Origin of the sequence: Sulfuracidifex tepidarius (assembly GCF_008326425.1) — an archaeon.
Classification (GTDB): Archaea; Thermoproteota; Thermoprotei_A; order Sulfolobales; family Sulfolobaceae; genus Sulfuracidifex; species Sulfuracidifex tepidarius.
In genome coordinates this window covers 2,323,224-2,346,049 of sequence record NZ_AP018929.1, presented here as the reverse complement: position 1 = coordinate 2,346,049, position 22,826 = coordinate 2,323,224, and the positions used below count along the sequence as shown (strand labels likewise).

The window sequence follows — 22,826 nt, the reverse complement described above, 5'->3', positions numbered from 1 at the left end:
TTAAACATGAATCAAGTGTTTTCTCTATCTGAGAAAATATTGTCGGACATGATAAAGTGGTACGGCACCACTTTCAGGGCTGCAGCCATAGATATAGAAGAGGAAGTTCCAGTCCTGGTTATAGTGCTCAAGGAGGTATCTGGAGTCTCATTCACTTCAAGAGGTGAGATATCATGGTTCTTCATGAGGAGGGCATTAAAGGACACTCCCGTGGACCGAGACACAAAGATCCAGGTGGTTATATTCTCCGACAAGGAAGCTAGACTCAGCATACCTTACTTGATTTACGTTTCTATGTTCGGAAAGGTTCTATATGATCCAGATAAACTGTTCAGCAAGGAATTCAGGACCATAGAGGAGAGCGAAAAGAAAATTTTACTTTTAGCAGACATCAAGAAAGGAGAGGTAGTTGATATTGAACAACAGTGAAATAGCATCGGAATACATCTTAAGGACTAACAGGACTCTTAAGGAAGCAAAGATGGCATTTGATGACGGAGATCTACTTTACACAGCAATAAGGCTGTATGAATCTGTGGAGAACATGAGCAAGGCATTGCTGTCTCTATATGGGATCTATTCCAAGTCTTCAAGTGGTAACGCCGTGTCATTAGAGTACCTGAAAAGAGACAAAGACTTAGATGAGAAGACGAAGGAAGTTATATCTAAACTTCAGGAAATAGAGGCTAAGCTGTTTCCATCAACCGTAGTCGACGAATCTTCCCTCAAGACTCCGTCGGTAGTAATCAGGCATAAGGAGGCAGAGATAATAATGAACGAGATCACTTCCTTGTTCGACAAGATCAACGTGATCTTCGATGAGTTCCATAATTGACCTAGATTCCGATACGTGTTCTTCAGACCCGATAGAAGCCATAAATTATTTAAAAGAACAAGTTATTTTTAAAATTTCAAAGAGAAATCCCCTTTATCACGATATAGTGAACATGGGGATAGAGGTAGTAAAGGACGACGGTGATCAAATTTATTTCAAGATAAAGAGTTCTGGATAGGATTTTATTCTAAGATAAGAGGATATCTAAGGATAAGTGAAAGGGATGACTATTTATCATGCATGAAGCTCAATCAGTTTCTGTTCGATGATCTGGAGGAAGATCTTCTGAACGTTATAAGGCATAAGAGAGTCGCAGTAGTAGGTGCAGGACCTTCACTATCTAACTTAAGCCATATCGAAGAGGAAGTGATAGTTGCTGCAGATGGAGCCTCAAGGTTTCTAGAGGCCCACGTAAGAGTTCCGGACATCGTAGTGACTGACCTTGACGGGATAGTCAAACCGAACAGAAGCCCAATCTATGTGGTTCACGCTCATGGAGACAACATGGACAAACTCGAACGATTGTTAGAGCTCAAGAAGGTAGTAGGTACATGTCAAGTAGCTAACACTGGTAGGGCAAAACTCTACGGAGGGTTTACCGATGGAGATAGGGCAGTTTTGTTGTCTCTAGTTGGAGGAGCATCTTCCGTGAGACTCTATGCCATGGATCTTGATAGCAACTTGATAGGTATGTATTCGAAACCTTACTTTCAGGCAGACGTACCCATAAATCTCAGGAAGAAGATCAAACTTGGTATAGCGAAGGAAGTTATATACCTCATTAACAATAAGGTGAGTCTTGCCGACTCTCTAACGTAAGATTTAAATGGTATAAATAGTAGAAAACATTGGTGCAAAAAGGGATGCGTATTCTCCACGGTTAGAATTTTTGATACAACTTTAAGGGACGGTGAGCAAGCCCCAGGGATAGACTTAACTGTAGAGCAGAAGGTTAAGATAGCTAAGCGTCTATCCGATATGGGCGTAGACGTGATAGAAGCCGGTTTCCCTGCGTCTTCTGAAGGGGAATTCATATCAACAAAGAAGATTTTGGAGGAAGTGGGCGATAACACAGAGGTGATAGGTCTATCCAGAGCAAATAAGAACGACATAGATAAGACAATCCAAAGCGGGCTAGGAAGTATACACGTGTTCATAGCTACTTCAGACATACACTTGAAATACAAGCTGAGGATGAGCAGGCAAGAGGTGTTGGATAGGATTTACGACAACGTGAGGTATGCTAAAGACCATGGTTTGGTTGTGGAGTATAGCCCCGAGGACGCTACGAGGACAGACGAGGACTTCCTGTTGACTGCAGTCAGGACTGCAATTGAAGCGGGAGCTGACAGGATTAACATTCCCGACACTGTAGGTACAATGCAACCTTTCAAGTTCTATGACCTCATCAAGAAAGTGGTGAGCGTAGCTGGAGATAAAGTGGTAAGCGTCCACTGTCATAACGATTTCGGCTTGGCTACTGCTAACTCTTTGGCAGGCGTATACGCTGGTGCCAGACAAGTTCACGTTACAGTTAACGGAATAGGGGAGAGGGCTGGAAACGCTTCGCTGGAGGAGGTTGTTATGGGTGCGAAGAAGCTCTTCGGTTTCGACGTCAACGTGAAAACATGGATGCTGTACGAGACGAGCAAGATGGTGTCAGAACTGACTGGAGTCCCCGTACCTTACTTCAAGGCAATAGTCGGCGACAACGCCTTCGGGCATGAGGCGGGAATCCACGTTCATGGAGTTCTGGAGAACCCTTCAACATACGAACCCCTTACTCCAGAGGAAGTAGGGAACTTCAGGAGGATAGAGCTGGGTAAACACAGTGGGATACATGGGCTCAAGAAGATACTCGAAGACCAGGGAATATCTCTAGACGACAATTCCCTCAGGGAAGTCCTCTCAGAGATCAAAGCTATGGCAGATAAGGGAGAGAAGATAACATCGGAAGACGCTAGGCGGATAGCCCTTAAATACGTGGCCCATTAGTTTAAACCATGATAAGGTATTTTGGTCATTCAGCTCTTTTATTTGACTCGATTCTACTCGATCCTCATGACGGAGGAAGCATTGGACTTCAAGTTCCTGACTATCCAGAAGTGAAGTTGGTGCTTGTTACTCACGATCATTACGACCACAATGCATATCAGATAGTGAAATATGAGGTCCTAAAAGAACAGCAGATAGGCACTTTCGACCTCGGCTCTTATCTTATTACTGGATACAAATCCTTTCACGACAAGGAGAATGGAAAAAGGAGAGGAAAGAACGTCATTTACAAGATAAAGAGGAAGAGTGATAATTTCACTCTAGTCCACATGGGGGACCTAGGCCATTCGCTTAACGATGAGCTTATGAAGGAGTTGAGGGGCGCAAATCTCTTGGCATTACCAGTAGGTGGGATAATAACCATAGATTCAAAGGAGGCCTCAGAGCTTGTGGAGCAACTTGAACCTGAAGCAATTATCCCACTTCACTACTGGACGAAGGGTCATTACATGCCTTTGGATCCAGTGGAAAGCTTTCTAGAATTAGAGAAAAACAAATTTGAAATAAACAAAATATGTCCTAAAAACGCAAATCTTGACGAAACTAATATCAAGGGTAAATTGTTTTATTTATAACTTGATTTTTTCCACTTTCGCCAATGGTACCGTATCTTTACTTATCTCCTCATTTACGACTTTCTCGATGGCTTTCCTTATTGCTTCACTTCTATTTAGACCGTACCTTATAGCGTATCTATCTAGTAGCTCTAGTAAATCCTCCTCTACTTTAAACGTAACAACTCTCATTTTTGCATCTAAATATACTTCTTTCTCTCGTTAGGCTTAAATATTATGTGGAGCGGTAACACCGTATTCCTATTCAAAGAGGAAGACTACATCAAGAATAAGACTAAAATATTCCTTTTGCAATAGTTGTATTGAGGAGAAAATACATTGCCAACTATACATTTGTCTTTGCCCGAGTGGATGTATGACGAACTGAAGAGGAAGGCTGAGGAAATGGGCATACAAATGACAGACCTTGTAAAGATGTATATAAAAGATGGAGTAGAGGGTAATACAGACAACGAAAAAGACGAAGAGAAAGGAAAGTATGAAGAGAGCATAGCCTTTTTAGAAGCTAAAGTTGCTCAGCTGGACGCAATAGTTTACGAGCTCCTGAGAAAGATGCAAATGATGGAGGAAGACAAGGAAGACGTGGAAGTAGTAGATAAATAGGAAACATGTTTGAAACTATTTCTCTAGCTCACAGAGTTCTCTCCTTATCCTATCTTTTATCCATGAAGTATATATCTAGGCCTTAGTATACGAATTATCTTCTACCCTGAAATAATCTGAACGAGATAGGAAAAATAACTGAGTAATACAATACATGCCGTCTCTAACATCTTAAAACGAGGAAGTCCAGAGGGGACCCTTCCGTGCTCACTAGCTCCTGGGACACAGGAGCATTTCACACGGACCCAAAAAAAGATCGGAATAAACTTTTAAAAAATTTTCCTTGAATTTACATCATTATTAGAGTAACCGTCCTCATTATTGAGGAGTTTCTCCTTACTTGTTCTAGGACGTTCTTAAGTTCCCCAGAGTTAGGAGCTTCCACCTCTATAACAAGGTCATATTCTCCGTAAACGTTTTCCACCCTCTTAACGTAGTTTAACTGTTTCAATTGCTCCGCAACTTCCTGCTCTTTACCCACGGAAGTTACAACCAAAACATACGCAGCGTATCTTTCTGCCATTTAATAGCCCATTACTATTTCTCTTAGTCTTATTTTAAAAGTAGTCTCTCAGGGTTGAACAGCTTAGATGATATAAATAGCAGAACTATAGATGCAATTAACGTTACTGATAGATAGAATATGGATTCTCCAGGCAATCCGAATACATAGAACAGAAGCGAGGCACTTAACTGTTCGTAAGGTATCATGTATATTAAAGACAGGGGGAAAGTAACCTGAGCTAAGTTGATGAAAAGTGCAGTGAAGGAAGCTATCATGCCGAAGCTCAATACCAGGAAGTTTATTATCTGTATGTTCCTCGTCGACCCTCCGAAAATTAGGAGAAGTATGAGGCTGATTGCAGCTGTGAGTAGAACCGTCTCTACGTAAATACCTACTATGAGAGAAGCGAAGGACGCAGAAAGTGAGAGTGATATACCGAAGATGGTTGATGCGAACAGGGAGAACACGGAAATGCCTATCAGGTCTCCTAAGGAAGACATGAGACCTAGAAACATTGACACTACGAGTTTGGAAACTATGAACTCCATTGGCGATATGGGAGAAGCCAAGAGCGACTCCAATGTCTTCCTTTCCTTCTCTCCAGTTATCCCGTCAGTAATGAAGAAGATCACGGGAGTAGCACTAGGGAAAAGTACTAAGGCTATTATCCTGGCGAGCTCTACCAGTTGATCCCTAGCTTGAGTCGTGACGTGGTGAGTTGGGGTAATGTAAGTGTAAACGACCTCTAGAGGTTCCCTTACGTTAGAAGGGCTCACGTTGAGGTGAGACGCGTTTATGAGATGGGATATCCTCGACAAGGACACGTTATAGAGGACGTTGTAGAGCGCGTTGTCTACAAGGTCTTGCGCCTTTGTGTTGGAGGAAATCTCTATGGTCATGTATACTTCCCCTTTTCCTCCCAGCGACGTCATGTTCTTATAGAACCCTGCAGGGAACGTGAGGATAACGTCAGGAGTAACGTTAGAATCGCTCGAGTTTATCACTTGCCCTCCGTGGGATGTTATATAAGAGGCTATTTCGTCCACATAAACCGAATTTGATGGAGACTGGTTTACCAGTTCTATGACCGGAGGCTGTGATACGACTGAAGCGTACAGTATCACACCTATGAGAGGGAGAATGAAGAATGGAAGGATCAGGGTACCTATAAGGAGTTTCTTGTCCCTCTTTATGTCTATCCATTCCTTCCTCAGTAAAGTCATTAAGCTCAAAAACGACACCTTTAGATTTCATGATCCCCCGCGACGCTAAAATGACTTTTGCTGAGTCCCCTCATTCATCTTGGTCATCTTTATGAACGCCTCTTCCAAGTTCTGGACCCCCATCTTAGATACGAGTTCCTTAGGAGTACCCTCAAGGAAAGTCTTCCCTCCTTCTATCATCACCACTCGGTTGCAAAGGTACTCTACCTCCAACATGTTGTGAGATGAGAGGAGGACTGTGACCCCTTTCTCTCTGGCTATGTCGGTGATCTTATGTCTGACGTTGATTGCAGACTCCACGTCTAGGGCAGAGGTCGGTTCGTCTAAAATTGCCAACCTAGGGCTGGTCATGAGAGTCCTCGCTATGATCAGCCTCCTCTTCATTCCTCTGCTGTATTCGGAAGCTCTGTCCTCTATTCTGTCCCCTAGGTCAGCTATCTTTATCGCGGTCTCAACGTACTCCTCGACCTTCCTCTTATCGCCCTTAGCGTACAGTTCAGCGTAAAACCTCAAGTTCTCTATCCCGGTCAACCTATCGTACGGGAAAGTGTCCTCCGGCATGTAAGCTATTAACCCCTTCTCTCTTGCTTTCTCAGGCGTGGTACCGCTGAGCTCAACCTTGCCCTCAAAAGACCTTATTATCCCTGCTAGTATTCTCAATGTGGTCGTCTTTCCGGCCCCGTTAGGTCCTACTATCCCGAAGACTTCCCCTGAGAAGACCTTGAAAGACACCTTCTTCAAGACATACTTTTGACCGAAACGCTTCTTCAGGTCGGTAACATCAACGACGGTTTCACTCTCGATCATACAATCTGTTATTACTGGATATGATATATTATTATATTCATATAATGACCTCATGGTCGGTAACGTCAGGGATAGAACTACGGAGTTTCTCCTGAAGTTCGGAGACAGGGGAGCTGTGGTTCTGAACGTAGCCCTGACGTGCGAACCGAACCAGCTCGGAGATTTCAGCTACAGATGTGTTCAGGAAAAGCTGGCAGAGAGAGGGCAAAGCTTTGACCCGAAGATGCTTCTCCGTTCCTTAGAGAAAGACTTCGGGATCACCGAGACTAGTTACAAGTCAGCTAACCAACACTGGTGGAAATTTCTAGATAGAGAGCAAGTCGAGGAAGCCCTATCTTCAGGAGAGGAAGAGGACCCCGCGATATCCGTGGTCAAAGTTCAGGCACAGAGCCTCGATATGGAAGGAGTAGAGAGGAAGCTATCTATCATGATGAAGAAGGTCTCGTTCTCCGAGGTAGACAGGAGAATCTTCAGGCAGTTCTCCTTTGAGGAGTTACCCCTTTTCGTCAAAGTCTATAACGATGCGGTACAGTACGAGGAGACCCAGGAGATCGCCGAAAGGATAAAAAAAGTAATAAACATGGCAAAGTCTGTTGCTATGAGAATGAATGAAAAAAGTAACAGCAAGAGATTTGCTCAAGAAGAAAGGAAAAGAGAAAATAACTATGTTGACGGCATACGATTACCCAGTGGCGAGGATAATCTCTGAGACTGAGATCGACTCTATCCTCGTAGGTGATTCATTGGGGATGGTGGTTTTAGGGTATCAGAGCACTCAGAAGGTCGATATGGAAGACATGATAAGGCACACGTCAGCGGTGAGCAGAGCCAATCCGCCGCAACTTATAGTCGCTGATATGCCTTTTCTCTCCTATGAAGTGAGCAGGGAGGAAGCTGTGAGGAACGCGGGTCTTCTTGTGAAAGCCGGAGCTGATGCTGTGAAACTCGAGGGAGGCAGGGAAATCGTGGACGTAGTTAGGGCGATCATAAACGCTGGGATTCCCGTCATGGGGCACATAGGGATGACGCCTCAGAGGTACTTGAAGCTTGGAGGTTTCAGGGTGGTGGGGAAGAGTGATGCAGAGTCGGACTCCATCGTGGAGGACGCTAAAGCACTTGAGGAGGCAGGAGCGTTCTCGATAGTAATAGAGAACACTTACGCTGACGTAGCGGAGAAGGTAACTAGATCTCTTTCAATGCCAACAATATGCATAGGTGCTGGTTTATCCTGCGACGGACAAGTCCTGGTGATACATGACCTTCTGGGTTTGAGTGAGATGAGACCCTACTTTGCCAAGGCTTATCTTGACCTCAAGAGCGAAATAAGAAAAGCGGTCTCAGCTTACGTGGATGACGTGAGGTCTGGCAAGTTCCCGGGGAAAGAAAACTATAAAGAGAGGGCCAGTTGATTCAGCCTCTCCGACATGAACTGGAGAGCTTCCCTCAGATTTTTCCTATTGTCAAATGAATTGACAATTTGAACTAGCTCATCCTTTCCTTTTCCCTTTAACTCCTCGATTCTCTTAATCAGAAGGGGAACTACTCTAATTACGTTGTCCACTATTGTTATCGAGGCCTTCAATGATGTTCTGGAAAGAGGGTTTAGGTCCACTGCGATCACTTTCTTTCCAATTCTCGTCAAAGCCTCGGTCCTGTCACCGTCTTCCATTGCTAAAAACACTGTGTCAGCTACCAGTATTCCTCTTGGACTAACTCTTCTCCTCTCACTGAATAATTCCGGTATTGTAGCTGATGCGTCATTACCTACACCTAGGACCTCTTCGGCCCCAGCTTCCTTCAATGTTCTCTCTATTTTGACCTCTCTCTCATGGTTCCTGTAAAACAAGTTTACCTCTAGAGGAGCCTTAATTTCCTTAGAGAGTTTCACCAACTCGCGCGCCGTCAGCGCAGCCATGTTTCCGTTTACTGAGATCACTGGGTGAGACGAGATCAAAAGTAAGGCTGCAGAAGCGTTTATGCTCTTCATGGCGAAGTCGTTAGTCCTCTCGCCGAGGAGATAATCGAAACACTCTCCCCTGCCGTGAGCTATTAGACCTTGAGGTACTACGCTCCCCTCACGCATAGACTCAGTGAGCCTTTCCCTCAATAGAAGTGACTCCCTTCTTGGGTGGTTTTCAGGGACTAAACTACTGATGCCCCCTTTCTCGCTATCGTATGGACTGTCCACACTCCACTTTCAAAGTTCCCCATTTTAACTATTATTCCCTTCTTTCTGTACGAGTCAGCATAAGGGGAGACGAAGCCTAACGCCTCGGTGAAGCGTCTAGCTTCATTAAATATTCTCTCAATATTAAGTGAATTACACAGATTCTTCACCGAGGAAGGAACCCATTCAACTCTGGACAGTATGGACTTTGTGGGAAGCTTCTCTACAGTCTTAGTTAAGATAATTCGATCCTCGGGATAGAAATTGTGGAAAGTAGCCTTAGATGGAGACCCAGCGTTCTCTCTACATACTACTCCCCCGTGTAGCTCTGACAGGACATCCCCTAAGCCGTTACCAGTTATCACCTCGCTTTCATGTGCTACCTCTACTGCATTCTCTGTCTTTATTCCGGAAATCTCTGATATCCCAAGGGCGTAGGCTAGGCTCATTGCCCCGCTCATGCCGTAGCCATACCCGAGGGGGACCCTCGAGAAAACTTCCATTCTAACCTTTCCGAGCTTCCTCTCGAGGAAATTGAGGTTAGGTACGTGGACTTCATTTCCGTTCAGTTTCACGCCTTCTCCTTTTCTCACTTCCGCTATCAGAGCAGGCTCTAAGGTGATCGAGATTCCTATTGATCCGCTTTCTGAAGTTGTATTACCTATCACAGGGTACCAAAGGGCTGATACAGAGAGAGGAACTCTAACTAAAACCATTAACTATCAATAGAAAGGATTAATAGACCTCTTAAAATAGTAGTTATAGATAGTATTGATTCTAGACGCCTCTATTTTCAGTAGAGCGATAAAATTTCTAGATGTTAGTGAACTAAAGAAGATACAGAACAAGGAAGGAAGTGAGGTAGTACTAGGAAGGCTTACCTCAATGACTGGGAGCACTCTACAATACGGAGGGGTTAAGGTCAGGTCTGTTCCTGATAAGTTCGAAGACGGCAAAGTAGTGAGGGTAACAAAGGAGATAAACAGCGTCTACTCTCAGGTAGAAACACCTTCAGGAGCAACCTTTAAAAACGTCATGGAGGAATTGAACAAGCTTGGATTGTTCCCGGTTCTATTCCCTGTATACCTGAAGGGAACGGTAGGAGGGTTTATCGCTACTAATGGATCCGGCTTCGGGAGCTATAGGTTCGGCTTCGTGAGTTATAAAAAGAACGTCCACTCCCTGGAAAACGACCTTGCATATCTAATGGTAGCTAAATACACAGAGCTAATTGAAACTAAGGATGAGAACTATCATGCTTGGAGTGGCATCATGCAAGACGATGGAAGTGTAACCTTCTATTCCCCTGCATTTTACTCCTCTCTGATACCCAGCGGTGAGAGGGCTAGCGTGGATACATGGAAGTTGATCAAAGAGATAGATGACAGAGCGTCAAAGACAGTGAAAAGAGGTTACGTTCCCCTCATTGTTAGGTCTACCATGGAGAAACTGCCTAAGGTTAGGTCTTCTATTAATATGGAATATAGCTTGGGTTATGTAGTAAATTACAACTCACCTGTGAAGTACGGTGTGCTCTTGGGTTCAATTGAGGAGACCAGGGTACCGGAAATCCTGTCTTTCCTTAAGGAGAACCCCGACGTCTATCCGTGGCCAGCTCTTCAGGAATATGACGAGGTCCACAAGTTGATAATTTCCAAGGTGAAGAAGGCTGAAATTAAGGTTCCGAAGAGACTTGTCAAGATGAGGAATGAGTTCGAAGAGGGAATGAGATGTGTTAACTGCGGGGCTTGCCTGGATTCATGTTTATCCTTCAGAGTCACCAAGAATCCTCTCTATTCTCCTCCGGGAAGGTTCGGGAGAATGCTAAATGAGGCAAACGCTGATTACTGCTTTGGGTGCAAGGAATGCGAAGACGCTTGTCCAGTGGGTATTCCAATATCATCAATTACCGAGACCATACCCAAATACAACGAAGAGTTCGAGAAACTTTTCGTAGAGACACCAAAGGCGGATGCAGACATTAAACAGCTTGTGGCAGACCTAGAAACCAGGTACAAGAACAGACCGGTTTTCCTACTTTTCGCCGGATGTTCTACAAAATACGATCCTCTGGGTCTGAAAGGCTTCTTAGGATTTCTAAGCTCCTCTAACGGGAACTTGCCTTCAGGACTTTCTCCTAGAGTGTCCCTCATGGATGGAGAATGTTGCGGTTTCGCCGATTACGTCTCAGGGAACGAGAGTGAAGCCAAGAAGTATGTAGACAAAATCAAGGTTCTAAAGGATCAATTGGGGGCTCAGGGGGTGTACTTTCTCTGCCCTGAAGGACTTTACGTATACAATAAACTTAGCGGGGACAAGGGAGTACTTGCATATGACGTAGTAAAGGATAGCGTCGGTGAAGGCGAAGTTCACGCAGGCTGTTGGGCAAGGAAGCTGGGGATAGAAGGCAAACACTCCGAATGTGCGGGCATATGGACTATGACATATAAGGGAAAGAGCTTTCCAATAAACATAAAGAATTATCTGACGATCTGTCCTTTCTCTACATGGAAATTTGGAACCACGTCGGTATACAGCAAGTTCATAATTAAAGATGAGAATAGACAGGAGACCTCAAAGAGCAACTTTAACGACACTGATCTTCTAAACGTTATTATCGATTCAATAAATAGGTCCTTGCTAGCTGCAGCAGACGAAATAGCTGGCAAAGTTTACTTCTGGAAGGCAGGAGGGTCACAGTACTTCGTTCTTATTTCCTCTTCAATAGCGAAAAAATACTTCTATAAAATTCTCTTTGAAAATATAACTAAAAATAAAGAAGTAAAAGAAGCAACAAGAGAAATAATAGTTAATAAGCCTCTTTTCGATGAGAAAATAAAGTCTATATCTGAGATAATTTCGCACCAAGATTTCTCCTCCGTGGTCACAGAGTTGCAGAAGAAGATACTTCAATCGCAAAACTTGGAGTACAGTATGTCTGACGTGGTGAATTCAAAGGAATTCGTGGAAGCTTTAAGCAAAATTTCAAAGACAATTGTATCGCCTACCATAATAAGCGACGCTCTCGCGGAAGCGGCGTATCTCTAGGCAGTAAAGGAAATTAAAGTTGATATAAAATTTACATTTTTAAGACGTAAACTACCCTGCCCTTTTGATGGGACCTTGGTTTCATTACTCCTTTAAGTTAAAAGTCAATTATAGACCAAGATAGAAACAAATTCTTAAAACTCTCCTTTGTGATCACGGTAACTTCTCTGAGAACGTTTTGCTCAAAGAACATAAAAAGAGCGAAAGCAACATTTTCCTGAAAATAGATGAGAATAAAGGTGCTTTACTTTGCCTTGTTGAAGGACATAACGGGAAAGCAGGAGGAATACATCGAGACGGACTGTAAGGACGTCGAGTGCCTGAAGGAGGAGCTCTCTAGGAGATGGGGTGCATCTTTTTCAAATTTAGTTAACGGGAGAAAAGGGGTTAAAGTGATATTTCTTGTTAACGGAGAGACTGGTCGCGAAATAAAGGAAGGCGATGAAGTGGCCCTCATGCCTCCTCCAGCAGGAGGAGACTTAGTGAAAGGAAAAATAGACATCATGGAGGAAATCAGGAAATTCAGGAGTTCAGCGCCACTAGACGCAGGCTCCCTGGTTGTATATGTTGGCTTCGTCAAGGGTAATGTAGAAGGTCATCAAGTGAGAGAACTCGATTACGAGAGTTACGAAGAGTACACCAGGAAAAGGTTTCATGAAATCGAGGGATCCATGAAAGAGAAATATAAGGACCTTATTGACCTCAAGATAGTACATGCTATAGATTCGATGAAACCCGGTGAAGACGTGATGGTAATTATGGCGCTCGGGAGGGGAAGGAAGGACTCCATAGATGCAGTGAAGGAAACTGTGGAACTGGTGAAGCATACCACGGGAATATGGAAGTTAGAGAAGAGAGACGACGGTGATTACTGGGTGGTTGCAGGTAACACGAGGGTGAAGAAGGGAGATGCAGAGAGTTGATTCGCGTGATACGCTCCTTTCAATAGCAGGATATGACTCTGGAAACGGAGCAGGAGTCGAGACGGATCTTAAGGTTTTCGACTTTTTCGGTTTCCACGGAGCGGGGGCTATAACGGCGATTACAGCTCAGAACACTACGGGGGTAAAAGGGATTTATCCCGTTAAGGCAGAGGAATTAAGGCATCAAATAAGGACGATAGTGGAGGATTTTCACGTCTCTGGGATAAAGACAGGGATGATCTATAGTGCAGACCAAGTGGACGTTGTGCTCGAGGAGGTAGACAGACTAGAGGCTGCAAGCCATCACGTGCCATTGGTAGTCGATCCCGTGATCTTCGCAAAGGACGGAACTCCGCTCATAAAGGACGTGGAACACTTCAAACAACTATTGAGGAGGGCATTAGTCGTAACTCCTAACGCGGTAGAAGCCTCATTGCTTATGGGAGGGGGTAAAGAGGTAGAAGATCCCGTCTCAGCATGCAGGGAACTCCTCAACAGTTTCGGGTCTAAATACGTGGTTCTAAAGGGAGGCCATATACCAGGGGAAAAGGCGAGAGATGTCCTTTGCTGGAGAGGAGGGCACGCTGAATACATTCTTCCGAGGCTGGAAAACACCGATACTCACGGTACGGGGAGCGTCTTTGCCTCAGCCCTCCTGTCCTCTTACCTCAAGGGCAGTAATATGGTGAATGCTGTGTCTGAAGCCAAGACGGTAGTGTACTGGGGAATAAAACACGGCCTCCATGTGGGTAAGGGAATAGGTCCTATAGATCCTTTAGTTAAAATGAGGAAGGACTTTCATAAGTATCATGTACTTGAGGAGATGAGGGAATTCGCTAAATTCATAAGTGAAGAGAAGGGCTTCTCGAAACTCATACCTGAAGTTCAATCTAATTTGGCCCACTCAATCCCTCCAAATCTAGTTGATGGTTTAGAGGACATTGCAACATATCAGGGGAGGATAATCAAGGAATGGGACGGCAAGGTTAGGGTAGGTTTCCCCGCAGTTTTCGGCAATCCAACGCATACTGTTAGACTCCTGAACGGGCTCATAAAGAGGGGGGTTCTGGCTGACTCCCTGATTAACGTGAGGTTCGATGAGAGGCTCATACGCAAGCTCTCTGACGAAGGGTATTCAGTTGTCGAGATATTCAGAGAGAACGAACCATCTTGGGGTGAGGAGAGGACAATGGACTGGATAGCCGAGATATCCTCGAAAGAGAAAGCCAGCGTTGCGTTCGATAGAGGGGTGAAAGGGAAGGAAGCGATGATTAGGATATGGTCGCTGGGAATAGATGGGCTAATTAGAACCTTGAAGTTACTCTTAAGTGAGTAAAAATGATGATTAGAAACACGTTATCTGCATGTAAAAATCTGGTAAGGACGGGTTGGATGCAGTGCGGAGTCCCACCTACCATGGGTGATACCGTGGCTTCCCACTCCTTTGAGGCAGCTGTTATTGCGTATTATATCTCGGAGAAATTGAGGGAAATGGGAGTCCAAGTTAACTCTGACCATGCAGCGTCAATAGCTCTCTTCCACGATCTGGGTGAGTCCCTCCTGGGGGATCTACCTAAGTGGGCTTCATTGAGGCTTGACAAGAGGGAAGCCGAAAAGGAAGCGTTCAGGGAAATTGGGATCGGTGAGGGACTCTTCGCTGAGCTTAAGGAAGGTACAACTCTGGAGGCTAAGGTAGCTAAGCTATCGGACAGGCTTTCAACTTCAATGGAGGCAAATAGACTCATGAAAAGAGGGTATGACGTGGGCAAAATTATAGAGACCTATATCCCTGAAATAAATAAAATGCTTGACGATCCTTTCCTAAGCAAGGTAAAGAACATCGTGTTAGAAATGCTTGACTCGACCACAAAGTAAGAGTGTGATAAGAGAGGGAGGATAATATCTCTAGGTTTAAGCCTTACGAAGGAAATCTATAAACTATACGCAGAAGTGATTATTATATCTAGAACTTTTTAACATTGATAAAGAATCGCTCTTCTCTGTGTCATTAACATCAATTATGACTAGTTGAATTTTCCGTTTCACTTATCTATCTATAACTTCCTTTGGTGTGACGCGCCATTCGTATCTTATTCTCAGCAATCCCCTCAGGTATCCATCCATTATTGCTATGAGGAAGTAAGTTCCATAGCTAGTCTTCGCACTCTTATTCACTAGTATTAGCGGAATTGACATGACGATGAAAACTGCTAACGATGAGAGGAACGGAAGAGGGCCTAATAGAGGTATTAACGCTATCTCAATCGCGAGTACGATGAAAGGCATGAAGTAAAGTCCCCATTGTTGAGAGTACATGAAACCTTCTATGCCCCTTAAACCCTTCTTGATCATGGAGAGCGATTCGTATAATAGCTCTGCGGATCCGTAAGCCCATCTCGATATTTGACTCCTGAGTGCCCTTTCGTCTGGCGTTGATATAGTATAAACAGGAATATCATTGTTATAATTGACTTTAATCCCATGAATGAAGAGCCTTATTCCTATCTCCAAGTCCTCCGCATAAGCACCTTCCTTGAAACCCCCTACCCTGGAAAGGACTTCTTTCCTGATCATGAAGGCAGACCCATTTGGAAATATAGGCAGACCCAGGGAGCTTCTTCCTCTGAATAAGGCGTTCATTGAGAATTCGGTCATAGCGTGGTAAGTGTCCTCCAGCGCGGATGAGAAATTTCTCCTTATCTTCAGTCTGAATGCGAAAGCATCTCCTTGTAAAGAAGATGCCCTCTCAAGGAAGTCATCTTCGACCCTAGCTTCCACGTCCAGGAAAACCAAGAATTCTCCGCTTGCTAGCTTCGAACCAAGGTTGAGAGCGCCAGCTTTCAGTCCTTTTCCTTTACCTTTCACTAACCTAGCGAAGGGAAATTCCCGTGCTATTTTTTCTACTTCACGAAAAATTCTCTCATCGTCATCAGATACTATTATTACTTCGAAGTTCTTGTAGGTCTGTTTCGACATGTTCTCTAAGAGTTCTTTCACCATTCTAGGGCTCTCCCCCTTGATCGCAACTATGACACTGAGCCTCTTCCTCCTTTCAAGGTTGAGGTTCTCTTCCGCTCTCCCGCTTACCTTAACGTAAATGAATTGTAAGAGGTTCCAAAATGACGAAGGTAAGATTAGGACGAAGAGAAATAACGAGAGAACGGTGATAAAAGACAGCACAGCGATTTATTAACTTTTCATAGCTTTTTTAATGTTTTCCATTGCTTCGCTCGATGTTCCCCACCCTGATATCTTAACCCACTTTCCGGGCTCTAATTCCTTGTAGTGTTCGAAGAAGTGAACCATCTTGTTCTTGAGCGCATCTGGAATGTCGGTTATCTCTCGTATGTTGGAGAAAGTTGGGTCTATCTTGTCTTTTGGAACCGCTATTATCTTTGTGTCAACTCCTTCCTCATCTGTCATCCTTATCATACCTACGGGTCTGGCTTCTACTACTGTACCAGGGTAAAAAGGCATGTTGCTGATCACTAACACATCTATTGGGTCTCCATCGTCGGCCTTAGTGCCCGGCACGAAACCGTAGTTGAACGGATATACCATGGAAGTGTAGAGGACTCTATCGACCTTGACTACTTCCTCCTCTTCGTCGTATTCGTATTTCACGTTTGATCCCATAGGAATTTCTATAAAAACATTAATTAATTTAGGAAAGTCCTTTCCGACTGAGACTTTCATTTTTCTCGCAATACAATCAGTTGTTTCATATTTAAATGATTCTGAGTTAGCGTTTCAGAGACCTCGGTTGTGAAGATGTAAGTTGAACTCCATTTATTTCCCTGAGGGTTGAGGGGGTTGACGTTCCCGTCAGAGAAGCCGACAATTAGGGGGTAGTCCGCTTTCTAGAGTTATACCTCTCTTCATGTAAAGTATAAAGTGTCATGTGCGAGAAATGAAATAACTAGATTCTAGAAATGCTTGTAATGTTGTACTTAGGATTACATAGAAATAGACCTGGTATCATGAGGTAAAGAGAGAACATGTAGCCTTACAGCCTTAGAGTTATGAATCGATTATTTCTGGAGACCTAAGGGTTTGAGGTTTTTAGAACATAAATTCATGGTATTTCAACTAAAAATTTAAATCTCATTTCACCTGCTCGTTTTCCTAACTCTATTACATTAAAGAGTTAGACATTCGAATAGATTTTAATACGGTATAGAATGTAGTAATATATGGGTCTATTTAAAAAAGAAAAAAGGATCATGACAACAGTCCCTCTACAGCAACTTGTTGAGTCTTTTTCTTCATATCTAAGGGGCCAAGGATGGAAAGTTCAGAATAGTGTTGGGGCAGGAAAGGCAGTAGTTCAGGCACAGAAAGCCGGAATACTTAGAGACATATTCACCGCTGACAGAGCACTAACCTTCACAATGGAACAGACAGGGCCTCAAGAGATTTTAGTAAATGTAGGAGTAGGGAAATGGCTTCAGAACCTTGGAGTCACCGCAATTGAGGCTATTTTGCTGTCAGAGCTTTTCCTGGTCGTAGACGTTCCTGAGATGTTGTGGAACTCTCACGTTGAAGGAGATCTTTTGAAGAAGCTTGAAGCGATAGCAAAAGGAGAACCAGTAGTATAATGGTATAGTCTTTATTATTTTCCCTTTTTATAATTTTCCTTATCTGATTATATATATAATAATAAACTCGTGTTTTCCTCTTAATATAAGAGAGAAATGACAAGGTCTCGCTATATGTTTTCTTTTGGGTCAAACTGTTAACATGATTTAGAGTGAGATTCTGAGGGTAACTATAGTCATAGCCTTATGGGTCTCTCATTCATGGTTCTGTAAATATTTTTTAAATAAAACACGTTTGTTCATTAATATTTTTTCATAAAATTCTCAAAAGCTTTAAAAACTATGAAGATATAACACTTCCTAATGTGTAGAATGTTAGCTTATTTCGGATCTTCCTCTAGGAGGTTAAACGAGCTCATATCCTGCCTGAAGTTATCATCTGAGAAGGACCCGCTTAACGGTGCGTCTCATGATAGTGGATGGGGATACGTTCTGATAAAGAAGGACTCGATCAGTTACTATAGGTCAGGAAAGCCCATATTTAAGGAAACCATTCCTGTTTTCCTGGACGACGAAGACATGATAGCTATATTTCACGCGAGGAAAGCTACAACTGGTCTTGTAGGTTCACAGTTCTCACATCCTTACATGGAGACTAACGAAAGCGGTACCCATTTCTTTGCGCACAATGGGACTATCAATAAGAGGAGGTTAGCTCAAAAGATGGGAATTGAGGATCAAGGTTTCGTCGATTCGGAACTAGCGTTTAAATACCTTATAAATACTGGAGATATAGAAACACTGAAAGACTATACAGAGACCGCCCTCAATCTCTTTTATGTTAAGATAGATAGATACACCCAGGAAGCAGAACTCAGGTACCTCAATTACGTAGCGCCTCATCACGACAGACCTTATTATCATCTCTACATCGATACAAGCGACGGGATCGCAGTCTACTCCTCCTCCCTCGCATATTTATGCAAGGATCTCTCGAGGGAGAGAGTAGGGAAAGGTTTCAACTCAATAGGGAAAATAAAAGTAAATAACTCTGAAAGAGAGATAGCGGTATAGCAAGTTCTATGTTAGAGCAGGTTCAGAAAGAGAAAAACAATAATGTTATATATATAAAAATAAAAAACCGGAGATTATTTCCGTATCTATCAGACTTCAAATATACACTGAAACGCTTCTGAGTGTATTTCTCCTTCTCTTCCTACTCTCTGCATCTTAATTTTTGCGTGTTAAGCCTTCCTCCCTTTCTCCCCTTTGATGCTTGAGATCAGTCTTATTTTCATAGCTAATTACTATATCTGCTGTGGATATACTTTTCGTCAACCACAGAGACATTTACCATCCTCAAGCTGGGGGAGCAGAAGAGGTCATAAAGGAGGTGGGGAGGAGGCTAGTTTCCCTTGGAGATCAGGTTACCTGGTTTTCCGAGGAAGTGAAAGGAAGACCGTCTGTAGAGAGCTATGAGGGAATAACGTTAAAGAGAAGGGGAGGAAGGGCTTCTGTTCACGTGTACTCTATTCTGGAGGCCAGGAAGCACGAAATAGTAGTGGACAGTGTAGCACATGCAGTACCCTTCTTTTCATTTACAGTCAACAGAAAAACTGTGGCTTTAATACACCATATACATCAGGACGTAGTTCAGCTAGAACTTGGAACCTTCTCCAGAGCCTTGGTCAAGTTCATGGAGAGACAAGTCAAGAGGTATGATTACCTGATCGCTGTTTCGTGTACAACCAAGAGCGATCTAAAGACTAAGTTGAACGTTGACGAATCTAAAGTGAAGGTGATATATAACGGTGTAGATCACGACAAGTTCAAGCCAGGGGAAAAGAGCAGGGAACCTATGATACTTTGGATAGGTAGGATGAAATCGTATAAGAACCCATTCGACATCTTTGAGATAAAGAAGAGAATGAAGACGAAAGCGGAAATTGTAGTAGTAGGCTCGGGGGAAATGTCCGAGAAGTTCTCGACAGAGGCTGAAAGGCACGGCGTGAAGTACTTGGGGAGGGTGAGCGAGAAGGATAAAGTGAATTTATATCAAAGGTCATGGGCCATCCTCTCTACCTCCTTCATAGAGGGATGGGGAATGACCATAGTTGAGGGGAACGCATGCGGAACTCCTGCGGTGGTGTATAGGTCTGGCTCATTGCCTGAGGTTGTCAAAGACGGGGAGAACGGTTTCGTAGTCAACTATAAAGACTACGAGTCAGCAGCCAAAGCTCTGGACTACCTCATGGACGAGTCGGTCATGAAATACATGTCGAAAAGGAGTTACGATAGCTCTTTGAAGTACGACTGGGACATCACGGCACGTTCCTATAACGAATTCTTAAAGAAGATTAGTAATTTTTAGGAATCTTTAGGAAAGTTGTTATAATTTTAGAAAATATTTAGATTCAATTTATTATAGAGCACCGAAAGCTCTGCGAGATGGAGGAAGTTAGAATATATATAAGTTAGAAATATAATATATAAATAAAAAACAATCAGGATATTTTTCAAGAGATTAGAGTTATAGCCTAATAGAACATACCCGTCAATGGAGAGTAGACATCGTTTGGATTAATGTTCAGCCCAAGTTCTTTCATCGTCATTTGGATCATCGTGTAAATCAGTTGGTTCGGTTCCCCTGAAACTGGAACCGGTCCACTTGAATTATAATAAAACGTGTAATAAAGGCTGTACTGTGATCCTGCTGCGAACGCATCAGTTCCTTCAGAGATATGATATCCGCTGGCATTGTAAACTGTATACGTGAAGGAAAAGTTAATCCATCTTCCCATATAAGAAGGCTGGCTGCTAGGGTATGCCCAAGCCTTGTTTGCTACTGCTTCCTGTAGATCTTTTAACGTAGCATTAGTGATTACTGAACCCAAGGGATCAGGTATCATAGTCCCATTTTTCAGTACGCTTTCTGCTCCTAAACCCGAGTCCCAGAAAGGATAAACTTCGCCCTTAACTAACATTGAACCGTTCTCCCAACTTGCTATCATGACTACTGACGCGCGTGGGCCTGAGGCATTCTCAACTTTCAGGTGAATGAGAATATCTCCAACCGTGCTAGGCTCTTTCATTATTAGCTTAGTTCCGTTGCATACGACAAGATATCCTTGAGTTCTTACATTATGCTTGGAGAGCATTTCATTGTTCGCATTTGGAAGCGTGACAACTATTGTCTTTCCGATAATTGAGTCCCTTGCATTTTCAAAGTTTAAGAAAGAGATTGCGGAGATCACGGCTGATATAACAATGACTGTCAACATAATGCTCATAACTAGTTTGCTTTTCTCCATGCTTGAGAAGAAAAGTTGATCGTTTTAAAGTCTTTTCGTAGTATTTTTTCTTCAAGCTTAAAGGTATTACATTCGAATAAGCTTAACGATAGCTTCCGCTGTCAGGTAATAAAAAATTATATTGAAAAAAAACTTTACTTTACTAGCATTACAGTTTTTGTGATACCCATTTTTTCCGCTATCTCCGCTAGCCTTCCCTTCACGAATCTACCCATTAGGTCTCCGAAGTATTTTCCGTTCACTTTAGCTATGACAGCATATTGCTTATACTGAAATGGTTCCTCAGATGCCCCAATCATGTTCCTCATCGCAACGTTGCCAGCTTGTACTGCTACTTGTGCAGACATAGGAACGAACTTCTTCATGGTAGCAGAGTCTCCTGCACCGAAGACGTCGTCGTAATCAACCGAACGCAAGTATTCATCTACAACCATCCTTCCGTTCGTGTTAGTTAAACCAAGCTCTTGTATCAGTGAAGGTCCCTTGAAACCTATAGACGAGACTACAACATCGCTCTCTATTTCCATGTTATTTGTCTTGACCTTGTTCTTCTCTATTCCTTCGACCTTTTCTTTTAAAATTACGTGAACTCCCATTTCCCTTAGCTCCCTCAGTGCGAAATCTGAAGACTCCCTTGTCATAAAATTCAACAGCCTATCACTTCCCTCCACTAGATAGACCTCTTTTCCCATCTCCCTAGAAACGCTAGCCAACTCCACTCCTAGAAGTCCGCCTCCAAGTATTGTGACGCTTTTAGCTCCTAGGACTTTTTGGTGAAGGTTTAGGGCGTCTTCTACGTTCTCTATCTTGTACGTGTTCGGAATCACCTTCTGTGAATATCCGCAAGCGATCAGGAGCTTGTCGTAGTCGAACGATCCGGAGTCAGTTATCACTTTCTTTCTCCTGAAGTCTACATTCCTAACTCTGCTCTTCATTGCCTTTCCCTGATAAGGTATCTTGGCGACATCAGGGTTTCCACTCCTGAAGACATCTACCAACTTGTGTGTTAAAGTGAAGTAATCCTTCTCGTCTATAAGAAGGGAATCGTGAACTTTATGAGCAGATAATCCTGCAAATCCTCCGCCTATTATTACGACTTTCATAACATCATATCTCAGTGAGAATCTTTAAATATTTCTACTATAGTTTAAAGTTGAATTCTTTTGATTCGTAATTAATAAAAAATGTTAAAAGTTTAGTCCGTCCTTCTTTAGAGCTTAAGGTCAGTTCTAAAAGGAATAGAGCCGACATAGACGCGCAGGAAATATCTCAACCGAAAGGACTATCTAGTTTTGACTTTTATACTAATTAGATATTTTCTGAAAAAAAGAGAATATAAGAGAATGACGAGGGGAGAAATAAGGTGTTCTCTGAGAATGAGGTAGACTAAATATTTCTTACAGTTATTTACTAGAGAGCTTAAACCATATATGGAACCCATTTCATTAGACGATTTCTTCAACTACCTTCCGAAACTGAACGATGAAGAGTATTACTTGTTATACTTGATATCAAGGGATAAGGAAGCGAAGGAAGAACTTGGTACAAGCGTCGATAAAGTACTTTTCAGAATAATCGAAGTCAACCCTAAGAGGGCTACGGAAATAATGAAGGCTATAAGGGAGAGGAGCGAAGTCTTCACGGTGAAGGGTTATCCTGTCAAGAAGGAATGGGTTAAGATAATGTTCGTCTTGAACCCGGTGAATTTCGTTAAGACCTCCAGAAAGACCGCGTCCAGATATGTGGACATGTGCGGTGAGAAAGCCGACGTGATGAAAATATACCACTCTGAGATGCCAAAGAACATAGACTTCAGAATTTTCATGATAGATATAGACTCTAAGGAAAAGGGCTTGTTGACCCAACTAAGCGGAATAAAGTCCAGGCTGGTGATAACCACCAAAAGGGGTTTTCACATACACGTATGGAAGGACGACGTGGAAGACCCAAGATCCCTCTTCAAGCTTCAAGGTGTAGAGGTCAAGACTAGAGATTCGATAGAGTACGTTCCCTTCATCGATCAAGGAGGGTTCGTCCCTCAGGCTTTCAGGATTCAGGATGCTTCAGAGGTCATCGAGTTAACTCAAAATGATCCTGGGAATAAGTGAGTAAAATGAAAATCAACGGATATCTCGGGCTTCTGAAGAGAAGCTTCTGAATACTTTATTCTAAAAATTTACTATTCTTTATGTATAGAGAAAAAATATAAAAAACTTATTTTCGGCAAGAAACTTCT

The 22,826-nt window shown here is 43.0% G+C and carries 27 protein-coding genes; 17 read left to right on the top strand and 10 right to left on the bottom strand.

Going from position 1 to position 22,826, the window contains the following annotated elements; all coding sequences use genetic code 11:
- Nucleotides 1–6: 6 nt before the first annotated feature.
- The 6 genes from IC007_RS11885 to IC007_RS11860 all read left to right on the top strand — a co-directional run bounded on the left by IC007_RS11885 (nucleotide 7) and on the right by IC007_RS11860 (nucleotide 3,465).
- Nucleotides 7–429 (top strand): hypothetical protein, encoded by a 423-nt coding sequence (locus IC007_RS11885; RefSeq protein WP_054845814.1) that lies wholly within the window; start codon nucleotides 7–9, stop codon nucleotides 427–429.
- Complete coding sequence (locus tag IC007_RS11880; RefSeq protein ID WP_149528817.1) at nucleotides 416–835, top strand: HEPN domain-containing protein; 420 nt, start codon at nucleotides 416–418, stop codon at nucleotides 833–835. The genes IC007_RS11885 and IC007_RS11880 overlap by 14 nt, the downstream gene beginning before the upstream one ends.
- On the top strand, nucleotides 819–1,013 hold the full coding sequence (locus IC007_RS11875) for a hypothetical protein (RefSeq protein WP_054845812.1): 195 nt from the start codon (nucleotides 819–821) through the stop codon (nucleotides 1,011–1,013). Before IC007_RS11880 ends, IC007_RS11875 begins: the two co-directional genes overlap by 17 nt.
- A gap of 62 nt (nucleotides 1,014–1,075) precedes the next feature.
- On the top strand, nucleotides 1,076–1,654 hold the full coding sequence (locus tag IC007_RS11870; RefSeq protein ID WP_054845811.1) for a 6-hydroxymethylpterin diphosphokinase MptE-like protein: 579 nt from the start codon (nucleotides 1,076–1,078) through the stop codon (nucleotides 1,652–1,654).
- Nucleotides 1,655–1,666: 12 nt separating this feature from the next.
- The gene (locus IC007_RS11865; protein ID WP_149528816.1) at nucleotides 1,667–2,830 is read left to right on the top strand and encodes an isopropylmalate synthase; all 1,164 of its coding nucleotides are present in this window, start codon (nucleotides 1,667–1,669) and stop codon (nucleotides 2,828–2,830) included.
- Nucleotides 2,831–2,838: 8 nt separating this feature from the next.
- Nucleotides 2,839–3,465 carry an MBL fold metallo-hydrolase gene (locus tag IC007_RS11860; RefSeq protein WP_054845810.1) on the top strand — a complete coding sequence of 209 codons (627 nt, stop codon included), beginning with the start codon at nucleotides 2,839–2,841 and terminating at the stop codon, nucleotides 3,463–3,465.
- Here IC007_RS11860 and ccr1 read toward each other — a convergent pair.
- Complete coding sequence (gene ccr1 / locus IC007_RS11855; RefSeq protein WP_054845809.1) at nucleotides 3,460–3,636, bottom strand: aCcr1 family cell cycle regulator; 177 nt, start codon at nucleotides 3,634–3,636, stop codon at nucleotides 3,460–3,462. The genes IC007_RS11860 and ccr1 overlap by 6 nt on opposite strands.
- Before the next feature lie 147 nt (nucleotides 3,637–3,783).
- Here ccr1 and IC007_RS11850 point away from each other — a divergent pair, with 147 nt between their 5' ends.
- Nucleotides 3,784–4,068 carry a hypothetical protein gene (locus IC007_RS11850; protein ID WP_054845808.1) on the top strand — a complete coding sequence of 95 codons (285 nt, stop codon included), beginning with the start codon at nucleotides 3,784–3,786 and terminating at the stop codon, nucleotides 4,066–4,068.
- Between the two features lie 289 nt (nucleotides 4,069–4,357).
- On the opposite strand, the gene IC007_RS11845 is transcribed toward IC007_RS11850, so the two are convergent.
- The 3 genes from IC007_RS11845 to IC007_RS11835 are packed head-to-tail and all read right to left on the bottom strand — an operon-like array spanning nucleotide 4,358 to nucleotide 6,711.
- Nucleotides 4,358–4,591, bottom strand: a complete 234-nt coding sequence (locus IC007_RS11845) for an Lrp/AsnC ligand binding domain-containing protein (RefSeq protein ID WP_054845807.1) — start codon at nucleotides 4,589–4,591, stop codon at nucleotides 4,358–4,360.
- Nucleotides 4,592–4,620: 29 nt separating this feature from the next.
- On the bottom strand, nucleotides 4,621–5,796 hold the full coding sequence (locus IC007_RS11840; RefSeq protein ID WP_054845806.1) for an ABC transporter permease: 1,176 nt from the start codon (nucleotides 5,794–5,796) through the stop codon (nucleotides 4,621–4,623).
- Nucleotides 5,797–5,841: 45 nt separating this feature from the next.
- Nucleotides 5,842–6,711, bottom strand: a complete 870-nt coding sequence (locus tag IC007_RS11835) for an ABC transporter ATP-binding protein (RefSeq protein WP_173569923.1) — start codon at nucleotides 6,709–6,711, stop codon at nucleotides 5,842–5,844.
- On the opposite strand from IC007_RS11835, the gene IC007_RS11830 reads away from it, so the two are divergent.
- On the top strand, nucleotides 6,656–7,312 hold the full coding sequence (locus IC007_RS11830) for a hypothetical protein (protein WP_054845805.1): 657 nt from the start codon (nucleotides 6,656–6,658) through the stop codon (nucleotides 7,310–7,312). The genes IC007_RS11835 and IC007_RS11830 overlap by 56 nt on opposite strands.
- On the top strand, nucleotides 7,212–8,012 hold the full coding sequence (gene panB / locus IC007_RS11825; RefSeq protein ID WP_054845804.1) for a 3-methyl-2-oxobutanoate hydroxymethyltransferase: 801 nt from the start codon (nucleotides 7,212–7,214) through the stop codon (nucleotides 8,010–8,012). The genes IC007_RS11830 and panB overlap by 101 nt, the downstream gene beginning before the upstream one ends.
- On the opposite strand, the gene IC007_RS11820 is transcribed toward panB, so the two are convergent.
- Nucleotides 7,991–8,791 carry a phosphopantothenate/pantothenate synthetase gene (locus IC007_RS11820; RefSeq protein ID WP_149528815.1) on the bottom strand — a complete coding sequence of 267 codons (801 nt, stop codon included), beginning with the start codon at nucleotides 8,789–8,791 and terminating at the stop codon, nucleotides 7,991–7,993. The genes panB and IC007_RS11820 overlap by 22 nt on opposite strands.
- Nucleotides 8,746–9,486: a GHMP family kinase ATP-binding protein gene (locus IC007_RS11815; protein WP_054845803.1), complete on the bottom strand. Its 741-nt coding sequence runs from the start codon at nucleotides 9,484–9,486 to the stop codon at nucleotides 8,746–8,748. The genes IC007_RS11820 and IC007_RS11815 overlap by 46 nt, the downstream gene beginning before the upstream one ends.
- Before the next feature lie 55 nt (nucleotides 9,487–9,541).
- Here IC007_RS11815 and IC007_RS11810 point away from each other — a divergent pair, with 55 nt between their 5' ends.
- From IC007_RS11810 to IC007_RS11795, 4 genes are all read left to right on the top strand, one after another.
- Nucleotides 9,542–11,818, top strand: a complete 2,277-nt coding sequence (locus tag IC007_RS11810) for a 4Fe-4S dicluster domain-containing protein (RefSeq protein ID WP_054845802.1) — start codon at nucleotides 9,542–9,544, stop codon at nucleotides 11,816–11,818.
- A 227-nt stretch (nucleotides 11,819–12,045) separates the two neighbouring features.
- Nucleotides 12,046–12,741, top strand: a complete 696-nt coding sequence (locus tag IC007_RS11805) for a MoaD family protein (protein WP_054845801.1) — start codon at nucleotides 12,046–12,048, stop codon at nucleotides 12,739–12,741.
- Nucleotides 12,728–14,077, top strand: coding sequence for a bifunctional hydroxymethylpyrimidine kinase/phosphomethylpyrimidine kinase (gene thiD / locus IC007_RS11800; RefSeq protein WP_054845800.1), 1,350 nt, complete (start codon nucleotides 12,728–12,730; stop codon nucleotides 14,075–14,077). Before IC007_RS11805 ends, thiD begins: the two co-directional genes overlap by 14 nt.
- Nucleotides 14,078–14,079: 2 nt before the next feature.
- The gene (locus IC007_RS11795) at nucleotides 14,080–14,616 is read left to right on the top strand and encodes an HD domain-containing protein (RefSeq protein WP_054845799.1); all 537 of its coding nucleotides are present in this window, start codon (nucleotides 14,080–14,082) and stop codon (nucleotides 14,614–14,616) included.
- A gap of 171 nt (nucleotides 14,617–14,787) precedes the next feature.
- On the opposite strand, the gene IC007_RS11790 is transcribed toward IC007_RS11795, so the two are convergent.
- Entirely contained in the window at nucleotides 14,788–15,921 is a 1,134-nt protein-coding gene (locus tag IC007_RS11790) for a glycosyltransferase family 2 protein (RefSeq protein ID WP_054845798.1), read from the bottom strand.
- 9 nt (nucleotides 15,922–15,930) lie between these two features.
- Nucleotides 15,931–16,437: an inorganic diphosphatase gene (gene ppa / locus IC007_RS11785; protein WP_054845797.1), complete on the bottom strand. Its 507-nt coding sequence runs from the start codon at nucleotides 16,435–16,437 to the stop codon at nucleotides 15,931–15,933.
- A 497-nt stretch (nucleotides 16,438–16,934) separates the two neighbouring features.
- On the opposite strand from ppa, the gene IC007_RS11780 reads away from it, so the two are divergent.
- The 3 genes from IC007_RS11780 (at nucleotide 16,935) to IC007_RS11770 (ending at nucleotide 19,650) form a co-directional block, all read left to right on the top strand.
- Entirely contained in the window at nucleotides 16,935–17,339 is a 405-nt protein-coding gene (locus tag IC007_RS11780; RefSeq protein WP_054845796.1) for a hypothetical protein, read from the top strand.
- Between the two features lie 312 nt (nucleotides 17,340–17,651).
- Nucleotides 17,652–18,353, top strand: coding sequence for a class II glutamine amidotransferase (locus IC007_RS11775; RefSeq protein WP_084739715.1), 702 nt, complete (start codon nucleotides 17,652–17,654; stop codon nucleotides 18,351–18,353).
- 244 nt (nucleotides 18,354–18,597) lie between these two features.
- Nucleotides 18,598–19,650 carry a glycosyltransferase family 4 protein gene (locus IC007_RS11770; RefSeq protein ID WP_054845794.1) on the top strand — a complete coding sequence of 351 codons (1,053 nt, stop codon included), beginning with the start codon at nucleotides 18,598–18,600 and terminating at the stop codon, nucleotides 19,648–19,650.
- 166 nt (nucleotides 19,651–19,816) lie between these two features.
- On the opposite strand, the gene IC007_RS11765 is transcribed toward IC007_RS11770, so the two are convergent.
- Entirely contained in the window at nucleotides 19,817–20,590 is a 774-nt protein-coding gene (locus IC007_RS11765; RefSeq protein WP_054845793.1) for a hypothetical protein, read from the bottom strand.
- Nucleotides 20,591–20,724: 134 nt separating this feature from the next.
- Complete coding sequence (locus IC007_RS11760) at nucleotides 20,725–21,693, bottom strand: NAD(P)/FAD-dependent oxidoreductase (protein ID WP_149528814.1); 969 nt, start codon at nucleotides 21,691–21,693, stop codon at nucleotides 20,725–20,727.
- Nucleotides 21,694–22,020: 327 nt separating this feature from the next.
- On the opposite strand from IC007_RS11760, the gene IC007_RS11755 reads away from it, so the two are divergent.
- Nucleotides 22,021–22,698: a hypothetical protein gene (locus IC007_RS11755; protein WP_054845792.1), complete on the top strand. Its 678-nt coding sequence runs from the start codon at nucleotides 22,021–22,023 to the stop codon at nucleotides 22,696–22,698.
- Nucleotides 22,699–22,826: the final 128 nt, after the last annotated feature.